The organism is Burkholderia sp. COPS (genome assembly GCF_019425585.1).
Classification (GTDB): Bacteria; Pseudomonadota; Gammaproteobacteria; order Burkholderiales; family Burkholderiaceae; genus Burkholderia; species Burkholderia cepacia.
In genome coordinates this window covers 15,115-34,756 of record NZ_WIXR01000045.1, presented here as the reverse complement: position 1 = coordinate 34,756, position 19,642 = coordinate 15,115, and the positions used below count along the sequence as shown (strand labels likewise).

Here is a 19,642-nt window from a genome sequence, read left to right as displayed (position 1 = left end):
CGCGGTCCTCGATGGCAGCCAGGCGCAGCCGCGCGCGTGCCGGGTACGGCGCGCACCGGCACGGCCGTCGCATGGCCGGCGACGTTCGCCGCGAAGCGCGGCGATCCGTTGCATCGCGGCCATCTGCGCTTCCGCAAGCGGGCTGGCGCACCGGATGCGCTGCATTGCTTCGTGCTCGACTGTTCGGCGTCGATGCTGTCGCACGGGCGGCTCGCACTGGCAAAGGGGCTGATCGTCGCGTATTTCGACGAGGCCGCGCGCGATCGGGTCGAAACCGCGCTGATCTGTTTCGGCGGTGACGGCGCGGCGCGGCGCTTCGGCCCGGCCGTGCCGCGCTGGTGGAATGCGCGCTGGCTCGAACCGGTCGACGGTGGCGGCGGTACGCCGCTCGCGGACGGCATCGCGGCCGCCGCGCAGTTGCTCGCGCGCGCGGCGCGGCGCGACCCGGACAAGCAGCGCTGGCTGTGGGTGCTGTCCGACGGACGCACGCGCGAGATGCCGGCCAAACCCGCGGCGGCCGATCACGTCGTGTTCGTCGACTTCGACGATGCGGCCGTGCGGATCGGGCAGGGCGAGCGGCTGGCCGCCGCGTGGGGCGCGCAGTGGGTGACGGCCGACGCGCTGTGCACGGGCCGCGCCGGCTGATCGCCGGCCGCGGTGCGCTATGATCGCCGCTTCTGCTTCTGCCCACTGGAAAAAACCGCCATGCAAGTACTGGTCGATGCCGACGCGTGTCCCGCCGTCATCAAGGACATGCTGTTTCGCGCCGCGCGTCGTGCCGAAATCTGCGTGACGCTGGTCGCGAACCAGTTCCTGCGCACGCCGCCGTCGCCGTTCATCAAGGCGGTGCAGGTGCCGGCCGGCTTCGACGTGGCCGATGCGCGGATCGTCGAGCTGGCGGAAGCCGGCGACCTCGTGATCACCGCCGACATCCCGCTGGCCGCCGCCGTCCTCGACAAGGGCGCGCATGCGCTCGACCCGCGCGGCAACTGGTTCAGCCGCGAGAACATCGAGGAACGCCTGTCGACGCGCGCGATGATGGACCAGTTGCGCAGCGCCGGGATCGACACGGGCGGACCGGCGCCGTTCAGCGCGCGCGACGGCAAGGCGTTTGCATCGCAGCTCGACCGGTTCCTGGCCCGGCACGGCAAGCCTTGAGGCCGGGCAGCAACGGCCGCGCGCCGTGATCGTCTTGCGGTAGGGGAACACGCGCACGCTTGCGTCACCTTGCCGGATCGTTGAATCCGCATCGAATCGCGCTCATCACCCGGGCCGGGATGCACGTTTGCACCGACGCTGCTATCGTGGCGCAAACGACAACCCGACCCAGGAGCGCACGCGTGACACCGACCCAACTTCTCGTTCCGACCTTCACCCACATGCTGCGCGCACAGACCGCGTGGCTCGACAAGGCCGCTGCGCACCGGCAGGCCGCGGGCGACGCGCCCGACACGGCGATGACGTTGAAGCTGGCGCCCGACATGTATCCGCTCGCGGCACAGGTGCGCTTCTCGTGCTTCCAGGCCATGGAGCCCATCCACCGGCTGCGTGGCGAACCGTTGCCGGCTGCGCTGCTGGCCTTGCGCGAGGCGGGATGGAATGCGGATGCGCAGCCCGGCTCGCTCGCCGATGCGCAGGCGATCATCGCCGGCACGCTCGCATTTCTCGGCGAACTCGCGCCGGATGCGCTCGACGGCGGCGGCGCGCTGCCGATCGCGCTCGAGATGCCGAACGGGATCGCGTTCGACATGACGGGCGAACAGTACGCGCGCGACTGGGCACTGCCGCAGTTCAATTTCCACGCGATCACCGCTTACGGGATCCTGCGTCACCATGGCGTCGAACTCGGCAAGGCCGACTACGTGCCGCACATGCTTGCGTACGTCCGGCCGGGCACGATTCCGCAAGGTTGAACCTCGCGGCGACGTGACGCGGGCACTCTTCGTCTGCAGCCGCAACCGGCTGCGCAGCCCGACAGCCGAAGCGGTATTCGCCGCGTGGTCGGGTGTCGAAACCGATTCGGCGGGCCTCGCGCCCGATGCGGACACACACGTGTGCGCCGAGCAGCTCGACTGGGCCGATGTCGTGTTCGTGATGGAGCGCGCGCACAAGACCAGGCTGGCCGCGCAATTTGGTACGCATCTGCGGCACAAGAAGGTCGTCTGCCTCGACATTCCCGATCGCTACGCGTACATGCAGCCCGAACTCGTCACGCTGCTCGAACGCAAGGCCGGCCCGTTCCTGCGCACGTGACGCGCGCGGGCGGGATCGACGTCAGCGCAGCCGGCCGTTCGCGATCGCCGAAAAACAGTCGAGCCGCAGCAACTCGATGATCTTGCGCGTCGGCACGCTCGCCCGGAGCGTGTCGAGCCGGTCGGCGGTGAACCACTTGCAGCGGGCGATCTCGTTGCTCGCGCGCGGCGTCAGGTGCGCCGGCACGTCGGCCACGAACACGTGGTGGAGCTTCGTCAGCCCGCCGAACTGCACCGCGTAGTCGAGTGCGAGCCCCTCCAGCCGTGTTTCCTCGGCAAGCTCCCGCAGTGCGGCGTCGAGCGGCGTCTCGCCGCGCCGGATCGTGCCGCCCGGCAGCGACCAGCGCGACGCGGTGCGGGCGACCAGCAGCACGCTGCCGTGCTGGCGGCACACGATCGTGGCGCGTTCCTTGATGACGGCGAGGGTGTCCGGCCCGGTACTCATGTTCGGCAAAACAGGTGCTGAATCGTGGAGAAAGTGCGCATCGGCGGCGCGTTGCCCGGCGGCGGGCCGCGACGGCTTGCAGGCAGCCGCAGCGATCCTACCGGTCGTTCATGACAGTTCCATGCACGGCGTCGCGCAACGGACGCCGGGTCACGTGTGCTTATAGATCCCGCTGCGCGTCGGCTTCACGTGGCGCGGATGGCGGCGCTTGTGAACGGTACGCCGATGGTGGGGCGGCGGGCTCGCGTGCCGTGCGGTTGGCGCGGCGGCGTGCGGCGTTCCCCCGGGCATCTGCGTCTGTCCCTCGCCGAAGTGGTACGTCTGGGTCTGCGCATGTCCGACACCCAGCGTCGACGCCAGTACGAAGGCCGCCAGCAGCATCCGTTTCATGAATAGTCCGCCTGAATTTTTCGAGATTGAGGTTTCCCGCCAGCTTAGCGAAAGGCGGGGTGCCATCGCAACCGGCCTGTGTCGGGTGTCGTCTCCACCTGCGCACGGCGAAGTCTTCCGCACGGTCTCAGGGTGCCGCCGGGGTTGACAACATAATTCTCCAATGTGAATATAAATTCACACACAAGAATTATTCGTCGAATCCGGACGGTCGCGCCGCAGGCGCCGGACCTGCCGGAACCGGCAGTCCGATCAACCGGAACCAGGAGCGGGACGCATGGCGGAACACGAGCAGCAGGGCGCGCTGGCGGGATTGCGCATCATCGATCTGTCGCGGGTGCTGGGCGGCCCGTACGCCACGCAGATCCTTGCCGACCACGGCGCGGAGGTGATCAAGGTCGAACCGCCGTCCGGCGACGAAACGCGCACGTGGGGGCCGCCGTTCGACGGCGATACCGCGTCGTACTTCCTCGGCGTGAACCGCAACAAGCTCGGCATCGCGCTCGACCTGACGCAACCGGCCGACCGCGAGCGGCTGCTCGGCCTGCTCGAAGGCGCGGACGCCATCGTCGAGAACTTCAAGATCGGCACGATGGAGCGCTGGGGGCTCGGTTTCGACGCGCTGCATGCGCGGTTTCCGCGCCTCGTCCATTGCCGTGTGTCGGGTTTCGGTGCGGACGGCCCGCTCGGCGGGCTGCCCGGCTACGACGCGGCCGTGCAGGCGCTCGCGGGGCTGATGAGCGTCAATGGCGAAGCGGGCGGCGCGCCGCTGCGGGTCGGCGTGCCGATCGTCGATCTCGTCACCGGGCTGAACGCGGCGCTCGGCGTGCTGATGGCGCTGCGCGAGCGCGACGCGAGCGGCCGCGGCCAGTTCGTCGAAGCGACGCTGTTCGACTGCGCGCTGTCGATCCTGCATCCGCACACGCCGAACTTCTTCCATTCGGGCAACGCGCCCGTGCGCACCGGCAACGCGCATCCGAACATCACGCCGTACGACAGCTTTCCGACGGCGAGCGTCGACATCTTTCTCGCGGTCGGCAACAACGGGCAGTTCGCGGCACTGTGCGACGTGCTCGGCACGCGCGACTGGCCCGGCGACCCGCGTTTCGCGGACAACCGCGCGCGCAGTGCGAACCGCGCCGTGCTGCGCACGCTGCTCGAAACGGCGCTGGCCGCGCACGACGGCGCGGCGCTCGCCGAGCAGCTGATGCGCCGCGGCGTGCCGTGCGCGCCGGTGCTCGGGCTCGATGCGGCGCTCGATCATCCGCATGTCGCGCATCGGGCGATGAAAGTCGAGCTGGGCCGGCATCGCGGCATCGCGTCGCCGATCAAGCTCGGCCGCACGCCGGCCGCGTACCGGCGGCCGCCGCCCGCGCTGAACGAACACGCGGCGCAGGTATTCGCCGACGCCGGCACGACCGGCTGCACTGCCGAACGCGATAACGACCGCGATAACGCCCCGCGCCGGAACTGACCGGCATCGCGGCCGCCGGCGCGTACCGCGCGACCGGCGGCGCTGTGCCGCACGACCATTCGAACCCCCACGCCGAGCCACGCACGGGCGCACCGGCTGAAGAGGAGACGCATCATGCTTGCATGGATCGGCGCGATCGCCATCGTCGCGCTGTTCGGCCTGATCATCACGAAGCGGCTGTCGCCGCTCGTCGCGCTGATCGTCGTGCCGGTGGCCGCGTCGCTCGCGGCCGGTTTCGGGCTCGCGACCGGCAAGTTCATCGTGCACGGCGTACAGAACATCGGCCCGATCGCCGGGATGTTCGTTTTTGCGATTCTTTTTTTCGGTATCCTCACCGACGCCGGGATGCTCGACCCGATCATCGCAGGCGTGCTGCGCGTGATCGGCTGCCATCCGCCGCGCATCGTGATGGGGTCGGCGCTGCTCGCGCTGCTGATTCACCTCGACGGCTCCGGCGCCGTCACGTTTCTCGTCACGCTGCCCGCGATGATGCCGCTCTATACGCGGCTCGGAATGGATCGGCGCATCCTCGCGTGCGTCGCGTCGATGGCGGCCGGCGTCAATTTCCTGCCGTGGGTCGGGCCGATGCTGCGGGCGTCGGCGGCGCTGCACATTCCCGGTTCCGCGATCTTCATGCCGATGATTCCGGTGCAGATCGTCGGGCTCGTGTTCGTATTCGGCACCGCGTACGTGCTCGGCGTGCGCGAGGCGAAACGCCTCGGGCTCGATCGTGCCGGCGCGGCGCCGCTCGCGATCGCGCCGCGTGCGCTGACCGATGCCGAGCGCGCGTTACGCCGGCCGGAACGCTTCCGGATCAATCTCGCGCTGACGCTCGTGGTGCTCGTCACGCTCGTGTCCGGCATCGTCGACCCGATGGTGATGTTCATGCTCGGCACGGTCGCCGCGCTCGTGATCAACTACCCGGACGTGCAGGCCCAGCGCGAGCGGATCGACGCGCATGCGAAGGCCGCGCTGATGATGGCGAGCGTGCTGCTCGCGGCCGGCGCGTTCACCGGCATCATGTCCGGCACCGGGATGCTGAAGGCGATGGCGGACGTGGTGGTCGCGCACGTGCCGGTCGAGCATGCGCGCCACATGCCGTTCGTGCTCGGGCTGCTGTCGATGCCGCTCAGCCTGCTGTTCGACCCCGATTCGTTCTACTTCGGCGTGCTGCCGGTGCTCGCGGAAAGCGCGAAGCTGCTCGGTGTGCCGCCGATCCAGATGGCGCAGGCCGCGCTGCTCGGCCAGATGACGACGGGGTTCCCGGTGAGCCCGCTCACGCCCGCGACGTTCCTGATCGTCGGCCTGACCGGCGTCGAGCTCGCCGAGCATCAGAAATTCACGATTCCGTTCCTGTTCGCCGCCACGGTGCTGATGGTGTTCGCCGCGGTGATCGTCGGCGTGTTTCCGTTGTGAGCGCCCCAGGCCTGCCGCGCCGTGCCGGCGCCCCGACGGGGTCATCCCGCAAGGGGACGTTCCGCCGGGCGCAACCCCTGGCGCCGCCTCGCATTTTCCTCAGAGCGGCGCGGCCGCTCGGCCTTTTCCCGGAGAGCCATCCATGCAGTTCGACCTGACCGACGACCAGCGCGCAATCGAAAGCGCGATCGAGAAAATCTGTGCGCGCTTCGGCGACGACTACTGGCTCGAACGCGATCGCGCGGGCGGGTTTCCCGCCGATTTCCACGCGGCGCTTGCCGAGGCCGGCTGGCTCGGCATCGCGATGGACCCGGCGCACGGCGGAGCCGGGCTCGGGATGACCGAGGCCGCGCTGATGATGCGCACGATCAGCGCATCGGGTGCCGGCCTGTCGGGCGCATCGGCCGTCCACATGAACATCTTCGGGCTGAACCCGGTGCAGGTGTTCGGCAACGACGCACAGAAGGCGCGTTTCCTGCCGCCGCTGATCGCCGGGCGCGACAGGGCGTGCTTCGCGGTGACGGAACCCGATGCGGGCCTCGACACCACGCACTTGAGCACGCAGGCCCGCCGCGACGGCGACCACTACGTGCTGAGCGGGCGCAAGATCTGGATCTCGACCGCGCAGGTGGCGAACAAGATGCTGATCATCGCGCGCACGACGCCGCTCGACCGGGTCGCGAAGCCGACCGACGGGCTGAGCCTGTTCTACACCGATCTCGACCGGTCGCGCGTCGAGGTGCGCGAGATCGAGAAGATGGGCCGCAAGGCGGTCGATTCGAACATGCTGTTCATCGACAACCTGCGCGTGCCGGAAGGCGACCTGATCGGCAACGAAGGCGACGGCTTCCGCTATCTGCTGCACGGGCTGAATCCGGAGCGCATCCTGATCGCGGCGGAGGCGATCGGGCTCGGGCAGGCCGCGCTGCGCCGCGCGACGCAGTATGCGTGCGAGCGCGTCGTGTTCGGCCGGCCGATCGGGCAGAACCAGTCGATCCAGCATCCGCTCGCGCAGGCGTGGATGCAGCTCGAGGCCGCGTGGCTGATGGTGATGAAGGCCGCGACGCGCTACGACGCGGGGCAGCCGTGCGGCGCGGAAGCGAACGCCGCGAAATACCTCGGCGCGGAAGCCGCGTTCCAGGCGTGCCAGACGGCGGTCGCGACGCACGGCGGGATGGGCTACGCGAAGGAATACCATGTCGAACGCTACCTGCGCGAGTGTATGATTCCGAGGCTCGCGCCCGTGAGCCCGCAACTGATCCTCTGCTACATCGCGGAGAAGGTGCTCGGGCTGCCGAAGTCGTACTGACCGTACCGACCCGGCGGCCGGCCCGGCGCGCGGTTTCCCGTTCCGATTCAAGCGCTCGTCATGGACGTCAAACTCGTTGCCCGCACGCTCGACCTGTTCGAGCTGTTCGCTGCCGAACGGCGGCCGCTGCCGCTCACCGAACTCGCGCGCCTGCTCAATGTGCCGGCGTCGAGCTGCCTCGCGATGGCGCGCACGCTCGTGAGCCGCGGCTACCTGTACGAAGTGCGCAGGCGCGGCGGCTACTACCCGACGCGCCGCCTGCAGACGATCGCCGCGGCGATCGACGCGACCGACCCGGTCGTCGACATCGTCCATCCGCATCTCGTCGCGCTGCGCGACGCGAGCCGCGAGACGGCCGTGCTCGGCAAGATCCAGGGCGTGTCGGTCACCTACCTCGACGTCGTCGAATCGGAGCAGGCGATCCGTTATACGCGCGAGCCAGGCGAACTGCGCCCGCTGCATGCGAACTCGATCGGCAAGGCGATCTTCGCGGAACTGGCCGGCGACGCGCAGCAGGCGCTCGGCGCGCAGTTGCCGTTCGAGCGCTTCACCGACGCGACGGTGGCGGACCTGCCCGCGCTCGTCGCGCAAACCGCACGGTTTCGCGAACTCGGCTGGGCCGAGAACTTCGGCGAGAGCGCGCCCGAGCTGTCGGCGATCGCGGTTGCGCTGACGCTAGACGGCGACTGGTACGGGCTGTCGGTGGTCGGGCCGTCCGAGCGGATCCGCCAGCATCGCGATACGCATGCGGCGCTGCTCGTCGACGCGAAGGCCCGGCTGCTCGCCGAGCACGCGCGCGGCTGACGGCGGGCGGGGCGTGCCGGACGAGGGCCGGCAAGCGAAGCGGGCCGTCCGCCGGCGATCGGGCCGCGATCGCCGTGAACGGCCCCCGATGCACGTGCAGGCCTAGCGACGGCCGATCCGCGGCATCAAGACTTCACCCACACACCGCCCGCACTCGGGTTGTCGCCTTGCGTCCACCATTTCGCGCAGTATTTCGCGCCCTGGTACATCACGCAGGTGCCGCCTGAATACGCGGTGGTCGCCGACCACGTGGCCGTGCCGCCGCCCACCGGTTTCCACACGGCGGCCTGGCCGGGCACGTCGCCCTGCGTCCACCATTGCGCCTGATACGTCGTGCCCTGGTAGGTGACGGTCGCGCCGGCCGTGTAGACCTGGCCGGCTGCCCAGGGCGCGCCCGGTTGCGGCGTGCCGCCGTCCGAGCCGCCGCCGTAGTTCGGATCCTGCGTGACGCCCGCACCCCACTTGCCGTCGAGCTGCCTGAAGATCGTCGCGAACGCGTACGGCTGCTGCGCGACGCCCGAACAGGTCGGCGACGCATACGTGCCGCCGGACGGACACGCCTGGTCGCGGCCGACCGACCAGTTGCCGAAGAAGCCGTAGCCGTTGGCGACCGCCGCGTTCAGCACGCTCTGCGCATTCGCGAGCGTGAAGGTTTCGCCCTGCACGTCGTTCACGCCGATCATCGGCGTGACGCCGACCATCTGCCAGAGCTGGGCGTTGGTCTTCGGCTGGCCGGCCGACTTGAAGGCCGTATCGAGTTGCGCGTACAGCGCCTGCGCGGCGCTGATCGCGGCGGCCCCCATGTCGATGTTCGCGGGGCCGTAGTCCATCGCCATCACGTTCACCGCATCGAACACGGTCCGGTTCGAGATCGCCGCGTTGACGACGTTCAGGCCGTCCTGCGTGAGCCCGGTCGGCATCGTCGGCAGCGTCAGCGTGACGTGCAGCGGCTTGCCTTTCGCCGCATAACTCGCCTGCAGCTGGGCGACGGCCTGGAAGTTGCGCGCGACCGCGGCCGTGTCGAGCTGCGACGCGCCCTCGATGTCGAAGTCGATGTGCGTGAGGCCGTACGTGTCGATCACGGTCTGGTACGCGCCCGCCAGCGCGGGAACCGTCGAGCATGCCTGCATCAGCGGCGTGCCGTTCGCGCCGCCGAACGACACGGCGACTTCGCCGCCTTTCGCGCGATAGCTCGCGATCGACGTCGACAGCGCGGTCAGCAGGCCGCCGCTCGCGCCGTTGCCGATCGGCTGCACGCCGCCCCACGACGGCGTACACCCGTTGCCCGCGACCACGAACGCGAGCGTGAACTGCTGGATGCCTTGCCGGACGCCGATCTGGTCGACGAGCGGCGTCGGATAGAGCGTCACGTCGACATAGGGCGCATAGACGCCGGCGCCCTGGGACACGCTCGCCACGGCGAGCAGGCAACCCGCGGCAAACGCGCGCGGGATGAAACGCGGCAACACATTGTTGTGCATTGTGTTCTCCAAGTGGAAGAGGGATACGCTGGCCCGCGTATCGCCGCCGGTCGGGCGACCGGGCATGCCCGGCCGGCGGCGTGCCCATCTTGGAGGATTCGCGTCGAATAGTGAATGGTTAGTTGTTCTTTTTGTTATTTGATTCCCGATACGTAACGATCTTGCCGATTCGACATCGTTCCGTCATGCATCGGGCGCGGACCAGGACAAAATTGCCGACGATTTCGACATGAAATCGTCGCTTTCGACGCCCCTTGATGGCCGCCTCGATCATGTAATCACGTGTAATCGCTTTCGACGCATGCGCGGCATAACTTTGTCTTCGAGCGAAGTGCATTCGCGCGAGGCTCACTCAAGACCTTACGTCGTTCCATCCATCAGGAGCTCAACATGCTGGAAAGAATCGTAGCAAAGCAGGCAGTCGGAAGCGTTCAGGGCGGTAATCAGGATTCCTGGATCAACCCGCCTTTCAATGCGCAGATCACGTTTCCGGGCACGTTTTCGACCGCGCCCATTGTGGTCGTGACCGCCCTCCAGGACCCCAACGACGGATCCAGTTATCCGGACACGTTCTCGGTGACGGTGACCCAGGTCACGACGACCGGATTCAACGTCAACATCACCCGCGAAGACAGGGTGTTCCCGAATTATTCGGGCAGCGACTGGGGGCAAAACCTCTACGTTTCGTATATCGCCGAAGTTCCGAGCCAATAAAACCCGAACCGGAGTCATGCGGTCGCTGCCTCTTTCCCACTGCGCCGGCTTCACCGCCGGAAAGTTGACGAGGCAGTTCCGGCGGCGGGCCAGCCGCAGCGATTCACTGCGGCTGGCCGCCATCAGCGCCGCTCGCGGCGCCCGCCATTTTCGTCAGGAAAGTCGAAAAATGACAAGCACTCTACACATTCCGGCTGGCTACTTGACGCTCGGCCTGGACGCCACCGGCGCTGTCGTCGAACTCATCGATTCGCGCAGCGGCCGCAACTACATCTCGCCCGGGAAATCCGTCCCGCTCGTCAGGCTCGTGATCAACGACGTACTGGCGAAGCCCGCCGGCGTCCGATGGTCGTCCGCCGACAACACGCTGTCCTTCGTGAACGATGCCGGCCTCGCATTCGAGGTCGATGTCCGCGTCCTGCAGAAAAACGGATACGCCACCTTTGAAGTGACCCGCGTGTCGACCGATCCCGCTTCCGACGTTAAGACGCTGCTGTGGGGGCCGTTGCCTGTCGCGATCAACCAGACCGTCGGCGAAGCCGCGGGCGTGGTGCGAGACAACGAATTCGCGATCGGCCTCAAGCCGCTCAACGACCGTACCGAAGGCGCGTGGCCCAAGGAATATCCGCAATACGGCTGGGAAAGCGACGTCATCCCCAATCCTTACAACGTGGACGTGGCGGCGCTGGAGCCGTGGTGCGCGGCGGCGAAGACGTCATGGGGGGCCGTGCTGCGCGCCTTCACGTTCGACTATACGCGCCGGCGCGACCGGCTCAATCCCAATGACTATCCGATCCCGCTCGGCCCGCTCGACAGCGCGGGCTCGGTCATCGGATCGAAGATTGCGCTGTACGGCAGCGCACCGGAGCTCGTGACGACCCTGTTGTCGTTCATTGCCTCGGGTGAAAACCTCCCGTATCCGACCCAGAACGGCCAGTGGCAGAAAGTGGCGCAGGCCAGCGGCCAGTCGTCTTTCGTGCTGGACGATCTCGACACCGGCAATGTCGGCAAGGCCGCCCGCTTTGCCAATAGCGCTGGAATCAACTACCTCTACTCGCCCAAGTACGATCTCGGCCCCTGGCAATCCACCGGGCATTATCAGTTCGATTCCTCCTTCGGCGGCAGCGACAACGGGGCTGAAAAGCTCGTGGACACTGCGAAGGAGTGCGGTGTACGCGTCGGCGTTCATACCATGTCGGACTTCATCAGCGTCAGTCCGCCCGATCCCTACGTGTCGCCGCCTGCGGACCCTCGTTTGGCCTTGGGCGGTCAAGCCCCGTTGTCCCGGAACTTGAGCGCGACCAGCAACATGCTCTTTTTGGGCGGATACGTGCCGGTGCAGGACGGGATCAACAAGCAGATGCTGCGTATCGGCAATGAGTTCATCTCGTTCAACGCGGTCCAAAGGGGCGTCACCGAATGGAAAGTCAGTGGACTGACCCGAGGCCAGTGGGGCTCCGTCCCGGCCGAAGCTGCGCGTGGCACGCCGGTTGCGAGGGTGATCGTGAATTCGTACGACGGGGCCATCGGCGGCCTCGGCATCATCGACGAGATCGCCACCCGGCTGGGTACCATCAGGAACAAAGTCGGCATCCGGTACCACTCCTTCGACGGGGTGGAATCCGCCAGTCAGACCGGCTGGGGCAGCTTTGGCATTGCCCGGTTGATCAACGGCACCTACGCTGCCCATACCGGGCACGACGGTTACATCAGCGAGACGAGCCGGATGACCTCGAACGCGTGGGATACGCTGACCCGGGCGAACTGGAGCAACCTGGATATGGATCAGTTGTACCGCAACAACGCCTTCTACCAGGCCAACTACCTGCCGGGCATGCTTGGATGGTTCGATATCACGGGCGTCTCGTTGACCAGGATCGAAACCCGGCTCGCACGCGGCGCGGCGCTCAACGCCGGCATTGGCTTCCAGTCCACGATGGCATTCCTGCTCTCGGCAGATGAGACGCCGGATATCCTCGACAAGATCAAGCAGTGGGAAACCGCCAGGAATCTCGGCGCGTTCACCGAAAAGCAGAGGGCCGCGCTTCGCGACCAGACGACCTCGTGGACCCTGAAGTCCGTCACCCCCGGGCAAAGCTGGTCGTTGCAGCAGGTGAATGCCGAAGGCGTCCCGATCGGCGCGCCGCAGACCGTATCGGCACCCACACCGCAACTGGGCCCCGCCGTCCTGCCGGTCGCCACTCAAGGCGCGCTCTACGGCGCGAAAATCACGACGAATACGCCTGCGACCGTCCGCTTCACGGTGACCAACGGGGGTTTGCCCCCGGGCCTCCAGTTCAATCAGGATACGGGCGGGATTATTGGTACGCCGAGGAAAACCGGGCGGTACACGTTTACCGTGACGGCCACGAATGACGGGGGACTGGCCGACGCGCGAGCAGTTTACACCATCTTGGTGCAGTGAGGTAGTGAGCAGCCCTCATCGATTTCGCGGGCGACCGCGCCGGCATGCGGGACGCGCGTCACGGTGGCAGTGCGGCGCGCGTCATTCCGGCGATATCTGCGGCACCCGCGGCATTCGGTGAGGGCGCTCAACCGTTCCGGCAAACGTGATCGGTGTGGAAAAGGGTGTCGCGCAGCCGGAACACCGAAACCACGGGGAAGGTCGATCCGGATCGCTTGACTCGCGTCAAGCCGATGCGGGCTGCACAAGCGAGCGCGCGAGTGCGACGAAGCGTTCGACGCACGCCGACGCAAACGGCTCGCTCCACGACACGATCTGCTCGACCGCGCGCGCGTCGGCGAGCGGCACGTACACGACGCCCGGACGCTGCAGCGTCGCCGTGAAGCCCGGCACGATCGCGATGCCGCGTTCGGCGGCCACCAGCGATACGAGTGTCGTGATCTGTGCCGCGGTCGCGCCGATGCGCGGCGCGAATCCGGCCTGCGCACACAGGTCGTCCAGTGCGGCGGCCAATGCCGAGCCGTAACCCGGCGGAAAAGTCACGAAGGTTTCGTTCGCCAGCGCCGCGACGTCGACGCTCGCGCGGCCCGCGAGCGGATTCCCGGCCGGCACGGCGGCCACGAGCGGTTCACGCGACACGACGAGCGACGCCACCGGCACACTAGGCGCGTCGCCCCATGCCCAGCCGAAACCGATGTCCATCGTGCCGTCCGCGATCTGCCGGTGCTGGCTGGCGGTCGCCGCCTCGCGGAACGCGAATTCGACGTCGGGCATCGTGCGGCTCGCGGCGCGGATGACGTCCGGGAACGTGTCGGACATCGGAATGGCACTCGCATAGCCGATCACGATTCGTCCAGCGATGCCTTGCGCGAGCTTGCGCGCGCTCGCCTCGGCCTCGGCGGCCGCGCTGACGACGTTGCGCGCCTGTTCGAGGAACGCGGCGCCTGCCGGCGTCAGCCGCACCGCGCGCGTCGAACGCTCGAACAGCTGCACGCCGAGCTCGCTTTCCAGCGCGGCGATATGGCGCGTGAGCGGCGGCTGCGCGACGCGCAGGCGCAATGCCGCGCGGCCGAAGTGCAGTTCGTCGGCGACGACCACGAAATAGCGGAGGCGGCGCAGGTCGAGCATTGTTGTCGTTCCGGTATCAATCGCGATGAAAACGGTATTGGCGTGCGTACGGCGCGCTCGTCAGACTGTCGGCATCGACGACCAGGCAGCTCCGATGAACGACAGGACCACGCGCATCGCGTTCTTTCTCTGCGGCTTCGCCGCGTTTCTCAATCTGTATTCGACGCAGGGCATCCTGCACGAACTTGCGGCCACCTTCGGCGTCAGCGCGGAGCGCGCGGGGCAGGGCGTGAGCGCCACCACGACGGCCGTCGCCATTATCGCGCCGCTCGTCGGCGTGCTGGCCGCGCGCATCGAGCGGCGCATCGCGATCTCGCTGGCCGCGATGGCCGTCGCGCTGCCGGTCATGTGGTCCGCGCATGCGGCAGGTTTCGCGTCGTTTCTCGGCGCGCGCTTTGCCGCCGGCCTGGTCATGCCGTTCGTCTTCGCGCTGTCGATCGCATACATCGCCGAGCGCTTCGATCGCGGCACGTCGGCCGAGATCAGCGCGCTGTTCGTCGCCGGCACGACGCTCGGCGGTTTCGCCGGCCGCTTCGCGACCAACCTGATGACGTCGATGTGGGGCTGGCGGCATGCGCTCGACGTCGTCGCGGCGCTGTGTCTCGTCACGGGCATCGCGATCTACGCGAGCCTGCCGGCGTCCGGCGCGATCGCGCGGCGTGTCGAACCCGACACGGACGCCGGTGCGGGGCCGGCCTGGCGCATCGTCACGCGCGGCCCGCTGCTCGCGTCGTTCGCGATCGGCGCGTGCGTGCTCGCGTCGCAGGTCGCGACGTTCACGTTCGTCGGCCTGCGCCTGGCCCGCGCGCCGTTCGGCTTCGGCACGGTCGGGATCGGCGCGATCTATGCGGTGTTCCTGGTGGCGGTGGTCGTGACCCCGCTGGCAGGGCGCCTCGCGCGGCATCGCGGCCCGCGCGCACCGGGGCTCGCCGCAGCCGCGCTCGCGATCGGCGGAGCGCTGCTCACGCTGTCCGACCACGTGCCGGTGATCCTGGCCGGCCTCGCGCTCAGCTCGACCGCCGTGTTCGTCGAACAGGCGTCGGCCAACACGTTCATTTCACAGGCGGCGTCGAGCGCGCGCTCGACGGCGATCGGCATCTACCTGTCCTGCTATTACTTCGGCGGCAGCCTCGGCTCGATCCTGCCGGTGCCCGGCTGGCACCGGTGGGGATGGGCCGGCTGCGTCGCGTTCGTGGTCGCTGCGCAGGCCGTCGTCGGCGTGCTCGTGTACCGGTTCTGGGGGGCGGGCGGCACGGCGTATGCCCGCGCGCACGGCGTCAGGCCGGCGCGCTGACCGGGTTCAGCGATACCAGCGCGGCGTATAGACCCACTCGCGCCCCTCGCCGATCGCGAAGCGGCGCGTGGTCGACGAGCCGACGATCACCATCGTGCGCATGTCGACCTGGTCGCTGCGCAATGCACCGAGCGTCGTCGTCGCGAGCGTCGCGCCCGGCCGGCCGATGTCGCGGCCCAGCACGACCACCGTATCGGCCGTGCGATGCGCGCGCACGACATCGAGCGCGCGATCGAGCTGCCACGGCCGCGCGCGCGAGATCGGGTTGTAGAACGCCATCACCAGATCGGCTTGCGCCGCATGCCGCAGGCGCGTCTCGATCACGTCCCACGGCTTCAGGTTGTCCGACAGCGAGATCGCGCAGAAATCGTGGCCGAGCGGCGCGCCGGCCTGGGCGGCCGTCGCGAGCGACGCCGAGATGCCGGGCTCCACGCGCAGGTCGACCGCGGCCCAGTGCGGGTCGCGCGCTTCGTCGAGTGCCTCGAGCACGGCCGCGGCCATCGCGAACACGCCCGGGTCGCCGGACGACACGACCGCGACGCGCCGGCCCTCGGCCGCGAGTTCGAACGCATGGCGCGCGCGCTGCATCTCCTCGCGGTTGTCGGTGCAGTGCACGCGCTGGTCGTCGCGGAACGGGCCGGCCATGTTCACGTAGGTGGTGTACCCGAGGATGTCGGTCGCGTCCGCGAGCGCGGCGCGCGCGGCCGGCGTGAGCCACGCGGCGCCTCCCGGGCCGAGCCCGAGCACCGTCAGGCGGCCGCGCGCACGGCCGAGCGTGGCGGGATCGACCGGATGCGACGCGACCGCGCATGCGATGCCGTTCGTCGTGGCCCGCAGCGTGTGCACGACACGCAACGCGCGGCCGAGCAGCGCGGCCGCATCGGCCGCATCGGCCGGTACGCCGCCGTCACCGTCACCGTCGACGTCTGCATCGACGAAACGAAGCGGCACGCCGAGCGTGTGCGCCGCATCCTCCAGCGCGGCATCGCCGATCGCCGCTGCGGGCGCCACAATGGCCGCGAGCGCCATTCGGGCGAGCCCCTGCGCGTCGAGCGACGCCGCGATGCGTGCCGCGAGCGCACCATCCGCGTGAACAGCGTGCGCATCGACGCCCACCACCACGCTGCGCGGATGAATCACGAGTTCGTCATGCGTGCCGCGCCAGGCTTCGGGCGTCACGCGAATCGCATGCGCCGCGGCGTCGTCGCGCGGCAGCGCGACATTGTCGAGCCACGGCGCCGCGCCGTCGATGCGCGTCGATGCACCCGCGAGCAGATCGGACACGAAGCGCTTGCCCTGGGCGAGATCGGCGAGCGCATAGCCTTCCGGCGGATTGAGCACGCATGCGCCGAAGCGCAGTTCGCCGCTCGTCGTGATCGCCGGCGCGACGCCGACGCAGGCGGCGATTTCGCGCGCCATCACGTTGACACCCGTCAGCCCGCCGAGCAGCGGCACGACCGCCGAACCGTCTTCCGCCACCGCGAGCACGGGCGGTTCGACGCCCTTGTCGGCAAGCGCCGGAGCGATGCAGCGGATCACGATGCCGGCCGCGCACAGCGCGACGATCGGCAGGCCGCGTGCATAGAGTTCGCGCAAGTGCGTGCCGAGATCGTCGAACGGCACGTCGGCGGCGACGCGCGATGCGAGGCCGTGCACGCGGGCCCCCGGATAACGCGCCTGGATGCGCCGCGCGGTATCGAGCGCGCCCGCGCCGAGGATCACGATCGCGGGCGGGGTCGTCATCCTTGCCATTTTTCCCCCGGTACGACGAGCAGCGAGAAATACGGCGACGCCATCGGATCGACTTCATCGAGCGGCACGATGCGCTGGCTCGCCATCGTCGCGCGCTCGACATACAGCGCGCGCTTCGCGAGCCCCAGCTCGTCGAGCACGCGCCGCACCTTGTCGAAATTGCGGCCGAGCTTCATCACGACGGCCGCATCGGCCTGCGCGAGCCGCGTGCGCAACTCGTGCTCGGGCAGCACGCCCGACAGCACCGACAGGCTCTGGTTGCGATAGACGAGCGGCTGGCCGAGCACGGCGGTGCCGCCGAGCATCGCGCATACGCCGGGGATCACCTCGGTGTCGTAGCGCGGCGCGAGGCGGTCGTGCAGGTACATGTACGAGCCGTAGAAAAACGGGTCACCTTCGCAGATCACCGCGACGTCGCGCCCCGCATCGAGGTGCGCACCGACGACCTCGGCGGCCGTGTCGTAGAAGTCGGCGATCACCGTCTCGTAGCAGAGCGGCGGCGGCAGTGCCTCGGTCGTCACCGGATAGACGAGCGGCAGTTGCGTCTGCCCGTCCCGCAGGTGCGCCTCGACGATGCCGTATGCATTGCCTTTCTTGCCCTTCGCGACGAAATACGCGACCACGGGCGCGGCCTGCAGCACGCGCAGCGCCTTGATCGTCATCAGTTCGGGATCGCCGGGGCCGACGCCGACCCCGAACAGGCGTCCGCGCGCGCTCGTCATTCGACCTCCGTCGCGAGTGCGTTGACCGCCGCAGCGGCCATCGCGCTGCCGCCGCGGCGGCCGAGCAGCGTGACGTACGGGACGCCGCGGCTGTCGGCATCGAGCAGCGCCTTCGATTCGGCCGCACCGATGAAGCCGACCGGGAAACCGAGGATCAGGGCGGGGCGCGGCGCGCCGGCGTCGATCATGTCGAGCAGGTGGAACAGCGCGGTCGGCGCATTGCCGATCACGACGACGCTGCCGGCGAGCTGCGGCCGCCACAGTTCGAGCGCGGCGGCCGAACGCGTGTTGCCGAGATCCCGCGCGAGATCGGGCACTTCCGGCTCGCCGAGCGTGCAGATCACGCGGTTGCCGGCCGGCAGCCGCGCGCGCGTGATGCCTTCGGCGACCATGCGCGCGTCGCACAGGATCGGCGCGCCGGCCGCGAGCGCCGTGCGGCCCGCCGTGCCGGCACCGGCCGAGAAGCGCAGGTCATAGACGACGTCGACCATCCCGCACGCATGGATCACGCGCACCGCGAGTTTCTCGAGGTCGGGCGGAACCTGCGACAGGTCGGCCTCGGCGCGGATCGTCGCGAACGACTGGCGGTAGATTTCCTGCCCGTCGCGAATGTAGTCAAGCATCGGTGGTGTCCTGGCTGTGCCGCGTGCCCGTCAGTCGGGCCGCGGCCTGGTCAATCGTCAGATGGCGCGCGAGCGGGGCGCCGAGGCCCGCGGCCGCATCGCGCCGGTAAAGGTCGTAGTGCGCGGGCGCAACCGCGACGAGCGTGTGCGTCGCGGGATGCGGCAGCGCGCAATGGCGCTCGCAGCCGGTCAGGTGCACGTCGACCGCATGGCCGATGCGCGCGGCGAGCGCGAGCGCGTCGTGTTTCGTGTCGGCGCGCGCCTTCGCGCAGCCCGCGCTGCCGGTGCACGCGACGAGCGACGCCAGCGGGTCGGACGACGCGCAGACGAGGCCGAGCGACGCCAGCGCATCGAGCGTGGCCGGCGCGCGTTCACGCGGGACGCGATGCATGAAGACGCCTTGCCAGGGCGTCATCGACAGCGTGCCGTCGCCGTCGGTTTCGGCCAGCGCGGCGAGCCGTTCCAGTTGCGTGGCGTCGAGCCGGCCGACCGGGAATTGCGCGCCGACGTGGCAGCGCGCCGCATCGCGCGACGGGTGTACGCCGAAACGCCGTGCCGGATCGGTGCGCGCGCGGCGCCAGCCGGCGAGCGCCGGATCGGCCGCAAGCGCGAACGGCACATAGTGCCGCGCGCGCTCGAGCAACGCGCGTTCGCCGCAGGTTGCAAGCAGGGCACGCATCCGCGTGACGTCCGCCGGCGCGAGATCGAGGAACGCGAGCAGCAGCGCGCGGACCAGCGCGACACCTTGATCGGGCGCGACATCGACCGACGCCGGTCGGGCGTCGTGCGCAACCGGCGGGCAGCCGGCCAGCCCGGCCGCGATGCGCACCGCACCGTCGCCGCGACGCCATGCGGCCAGCCAGATGTCGTGCGGATGATCGAGCGCCGCAACCGATTCGCCGCCGTCGAGCTGGATCGAGAATTTCGGCGACAGCTCGCCACGGCGCGGCTCGCGCGCCAGCATGTCGAGGAGCGGCGCGGCGAGCGCGCGGCTGTCGACGAGGGTGGCGGGATCGTCGCCGGCGAGCGGGCTGAGCATCACGTTGCGGACGTCGTCGCTCGCGGCGAGCGCGGCGGTATCGGCGACGGCATCCGCGGTTGCGTCGACGGACGGGCCGAGGCCCGCGTCGAGCAACGCGAGTATCAGCGCGTCGGCCGCGTCGGCGCGAATGCCGCGCAGCTGGAGATTCGCGCGATTGGTCGCGTCGATCGCGCCGGAGCCGCAGGCACGCGCGGCGGCGGCGATCGCGCGCGCCTGACGCGCATCGAGCCGGCCGCCCGGCAGCTTGATCCGGCACAGCCCGCCGTCGGCGGCCGCGACCACGCGCACGAGCCCCGGGCAAGCCGACGGGCGCACGACGGGCGACGCAGGAATCGAATCGGGGGCGGAACTCACGGGTACGGGGGCAGTGT

19 protein-coding genes are annotated in these 19,642 nt (G+C 69.2%); 11 read left to right on the top strand and 8 right to left on the bottom strand.

The features are described from left to right. Positions 1–36 precede the first annotated feature (36 nt). The 4 genes from FOZ70_RS30425 to FOZ70_RS30410 all read left to right on the top strand — a co-directional run bounded on the left by FOZ70_RS30425 (position 37) and on the right by FOZ70_RS30410 (position 2,253). The gene (locus tag FOZ70_RS30425; protein WP_059653242.1) at positions 37–645 is read left to right on the top strand and encodes a VWA domain-containing protein; all 609 of its coding nucleotides are present in this window, start codon (positions 37–39) and stop codon (positions 643–645) included. A 60-nt stretch (positions 646–705) separates the two neighbouring features. Further along, positions 706–1,158 carry a YaiI/YqxD family protein gene (locus tag FOZ70_RS30420; protein WP_021160082.1) on the top strand — a complete coding sequence of 151 codons (453 nt, stop codon included), beginning with the start codon at positions 706–708 and terminating at the stop codon, positions 1,156–1,158. A gap of 182 nt (positions 1,159–1,340) precedes the next feature. After that, positions 1,341–1,913 carry a DUF1993 domain-containing protein gene (locus FOZ70_RS30415; RefSeq protein ID WP_122982944.1) on the top strand — a complete coding sequence of 191 codons (573 nt, stop codon included), beginning with the start codon at positions 1,341–1,343 and terminating at the stop codon, positions 1,911–1,913. A gap of 13 nt (positions 1,914–1,926) precedes the next feature. Next, positions 1,927–2,253, top strand: coding sequence for a low molecular weight protein tyrosine phosphatase family protein (locus tag FOZ70_RS30410; protein WP_219707456.1), 327 nt, complete (start codon positions 1,927–1,929; stop codon positions 2,251–2,253). Between the two features lie 21 nt (positions 2,254–2,274). Here FOZ70_RS30410 and FOZ70_RS30405 read toward each other — a convergent pair whose 3' ends face one another. Both FOZ70_RS30405 and FOZ70_RS30400 read right to left on the bottom strand, forming a co-directional pair. Then, positions 2,275–2,697 (bottom strand): NUDIX hydrolase, encoded by a 423-nt coding sequence (locus FOZ70_RS30405; protein ID WP_048020570.1) that lies wholly within the window; start codon positions 2,695–2,697, stop codon positions 2,275–2,277. Between the two features lie 150 nt (positions 2,698–2,847). Beyond that, a complete protein-coding gene (locus FOZ70_RS30400; protein ID WP_060221761.1) occupies positions 2,848–3,087 on the bottom strand; it encodes a hypothetical protein in 240 nt (79 codons plus the stop codon). A gap of 277 nt (positions 3,088–3,364) precedes the next feature. Here FOZ70_RS30400 and FOZ70_RS30395 point away from each other — a divergent pair, with 277 nt between their 5' ends. From FOZ70_RS30395 to FOZ70_RS30380, 4 genes are all read left to right on the top strand, one after another. Continuing rightward, positions 3,365–4,561, top strand: a complete 1,197-nt coding sequence (locus FOZ70_RS30395; protein WP_258025774.1) for a CoA transferase — start codon at positions 3,365–3,367, stop codon at positions 4,559–4,561. A gap of 114 nt (positions 4,562–4,675) precedes the next feature. Next, positions 4,676–5,977 carry a citrate:proton symporter gene (locus tag FOZ70_RS30390; RefSeq protein WP_059496004.1) on the top strand — a complete coding sequence of 434 codons (1,302 nt, stop codon included), beginning with the start codon at positions 4,676–4,678 and terminating at the stop codon, positions 5,975–5,977. 142 nt (positions 5,978–6,119) lie between these two features. Then, positions 6,120–7,286 (top strand): acyl-CoA dehydrogenase family protein, encoded by a 1,167-nt coding sequence (locus FOZ70_RS30385; RefSeq protein ID WP_059677740.1) that lies wholly within the window; start codon positions 6,120–6,122, stop codon positions 7,284–7,286. A 60-nt stretch (positions 7,287–7,346) separates the two neighbouring features. After that, positions 7,347–8,090 carry an IclR family transcriptional regulator gene (locus tag FOZ70_RS30380; RefSeq protein WP_021160072.1) on the top strand — a complete coding sequence of 248 codons (744 nt, stop codon included), beginning with the start codon at positions 7,347–7,349 and terminating at the stop codon, positions 8,088–8,090. A 125-nt stretch (positions 8,091–8,215) separates the two neighbouring features. Here FOZ70_RS30380 and FOZ70_RS30375 read toward each other — a convergent pair whose 3' ends face one another. Next, positions 8,216–9,571, bottom strand: a complete 1,356-nt coding sequence (locus FOZ70_RS30375) for a chitinase (protein ID WP_021160071.1) — start codon at positions 9,569–9,571, stop codon at positions 8,216–8,218. A 390-nt stretch (positions 9,572–9,961) separates the two neighbouring features. Here FOZ70_RS30375 and FOZ70_RS30370 point away from each other — a divergent pair, with 390 nt between their 5' ends. Then, a complete protein-coding gene (locus tag FOZ70_RS30370) occupies positions 9,962–10,285 on the top strand; it encodes an H-type lectin domain-containing protein (protein WP_059496002.1) in 324 nt (107 codons plus the stop codon). 16 nt (positions 10,286–10,301) lie between these two features. Then, a complete protein-coding gene (locus FOZ70_RS30365) occupies positions 10,302–12,710 on the top strand; it encodes an Ig domain-containing protein (RefSeq protein ID WP_219707455.1) in 2,409 nt (802 codons plus the stop codon). Between the two features lie 225 nt (positions 12,711–12,935). Here FOZ70_RS30365 and FOZ70_RS30360 read toward each other — a convergent pair whose 3' ends face one another. After that, positions 12,936–13,838 (bottom strand): LysR substrate-binding domain-containing protein, encoded by a 903-nt coding sequence (locus tag FOZ70_RS30360; protein WP_219707454.1) that lies wholly within the window; start codon positions 13,836–13,838, stop codon positions 12,936–12,938. A 94-nt stretch (positions 13,839–13,932) separates the two neighbouring features. On the opposite strand from FOZ70_RS30360, the gene FOZ70_RS30355 reads away from it, so the two are divergent. Next, a complete protein-coding gene (locus FOZ70_RS30355) occupies positions 13,933–15,132 on the top strand; it encodes an MFS transporter (RefSeq protein WP_219707453.1) in 1,200 nt (399 codons plus the stop codon). Positions 15,133–15,138: 6 nt separating this feature from the next. Here FOZ70_RS30355 and cobJ read toward each other — a convergent pair whose 3' ends face one another. From cobJ to cobG, 4 genes are read right to left on the bottom strand one after another with little or no spacing between them, the layout of a single operon-like run. Then, positions 15,139–16,875 carry a precorrin-3B C(17)-methyltransferase gene (cobJ, locus tag FOZ70_RS30350; protein ID WP_219707452.1) on the bottom strand — a complete coding sequence of 579 codons (1,737 nt, stop codon included), beginning with the start codon at positions 16,873–16,875 and terminating at the stop codon, positions 15,139–15,141. Continuing rightward, the gene (locus tag FOZ70_RS30345; protein ID WP_021163557.1) at positions 16,872–17,606 is read right to left on the bottom strand and encodes a precorrin-2 C(20)-methyltransferase; all 735 of its coding nucleotides are present in this window, start codon (positions 17,604–17,606) and stop codon (positions 16,872–16,874) included. The genes cobJ and FOZ70_RS30345 overlap by 4 nt, the downstream gene beginning before the upstream one ends. Continuing rightward, a complete protein-coding gene (locus FOZ70_RS30340; RefSeq protein WP_027787410.1) occupies positions 17,603–18,229 on the bottom strand; it encodes a precorrin-8X methylmutase in 627 nt (208 codons plus the stop codon). The genes FOZ70_RS30345 and FOZ70_RS30340 overlap by 4 nt, the downstream gene beginning before the upstream one ends. Next, positions 18,222–19,586 carry a precorrin-3B synthase gene (gene cobG / locus FOZ70_RS30335; RefSeq protein ID WP_346656423.1) on the bottom strand — a complete coding sequence of 455 codons (1,365 nt, stop codon included), beginning with the start codon at positions 19,584–19,586 and terminating at the stop codon, positions 18,222–18,224. The genes FOZ70_RS30340 and cobG overlap by 8 nt, the downstream gene beginning before the upstream one ends. Positions 19,587–19,642: the final 56 nt, after the last annotated feature.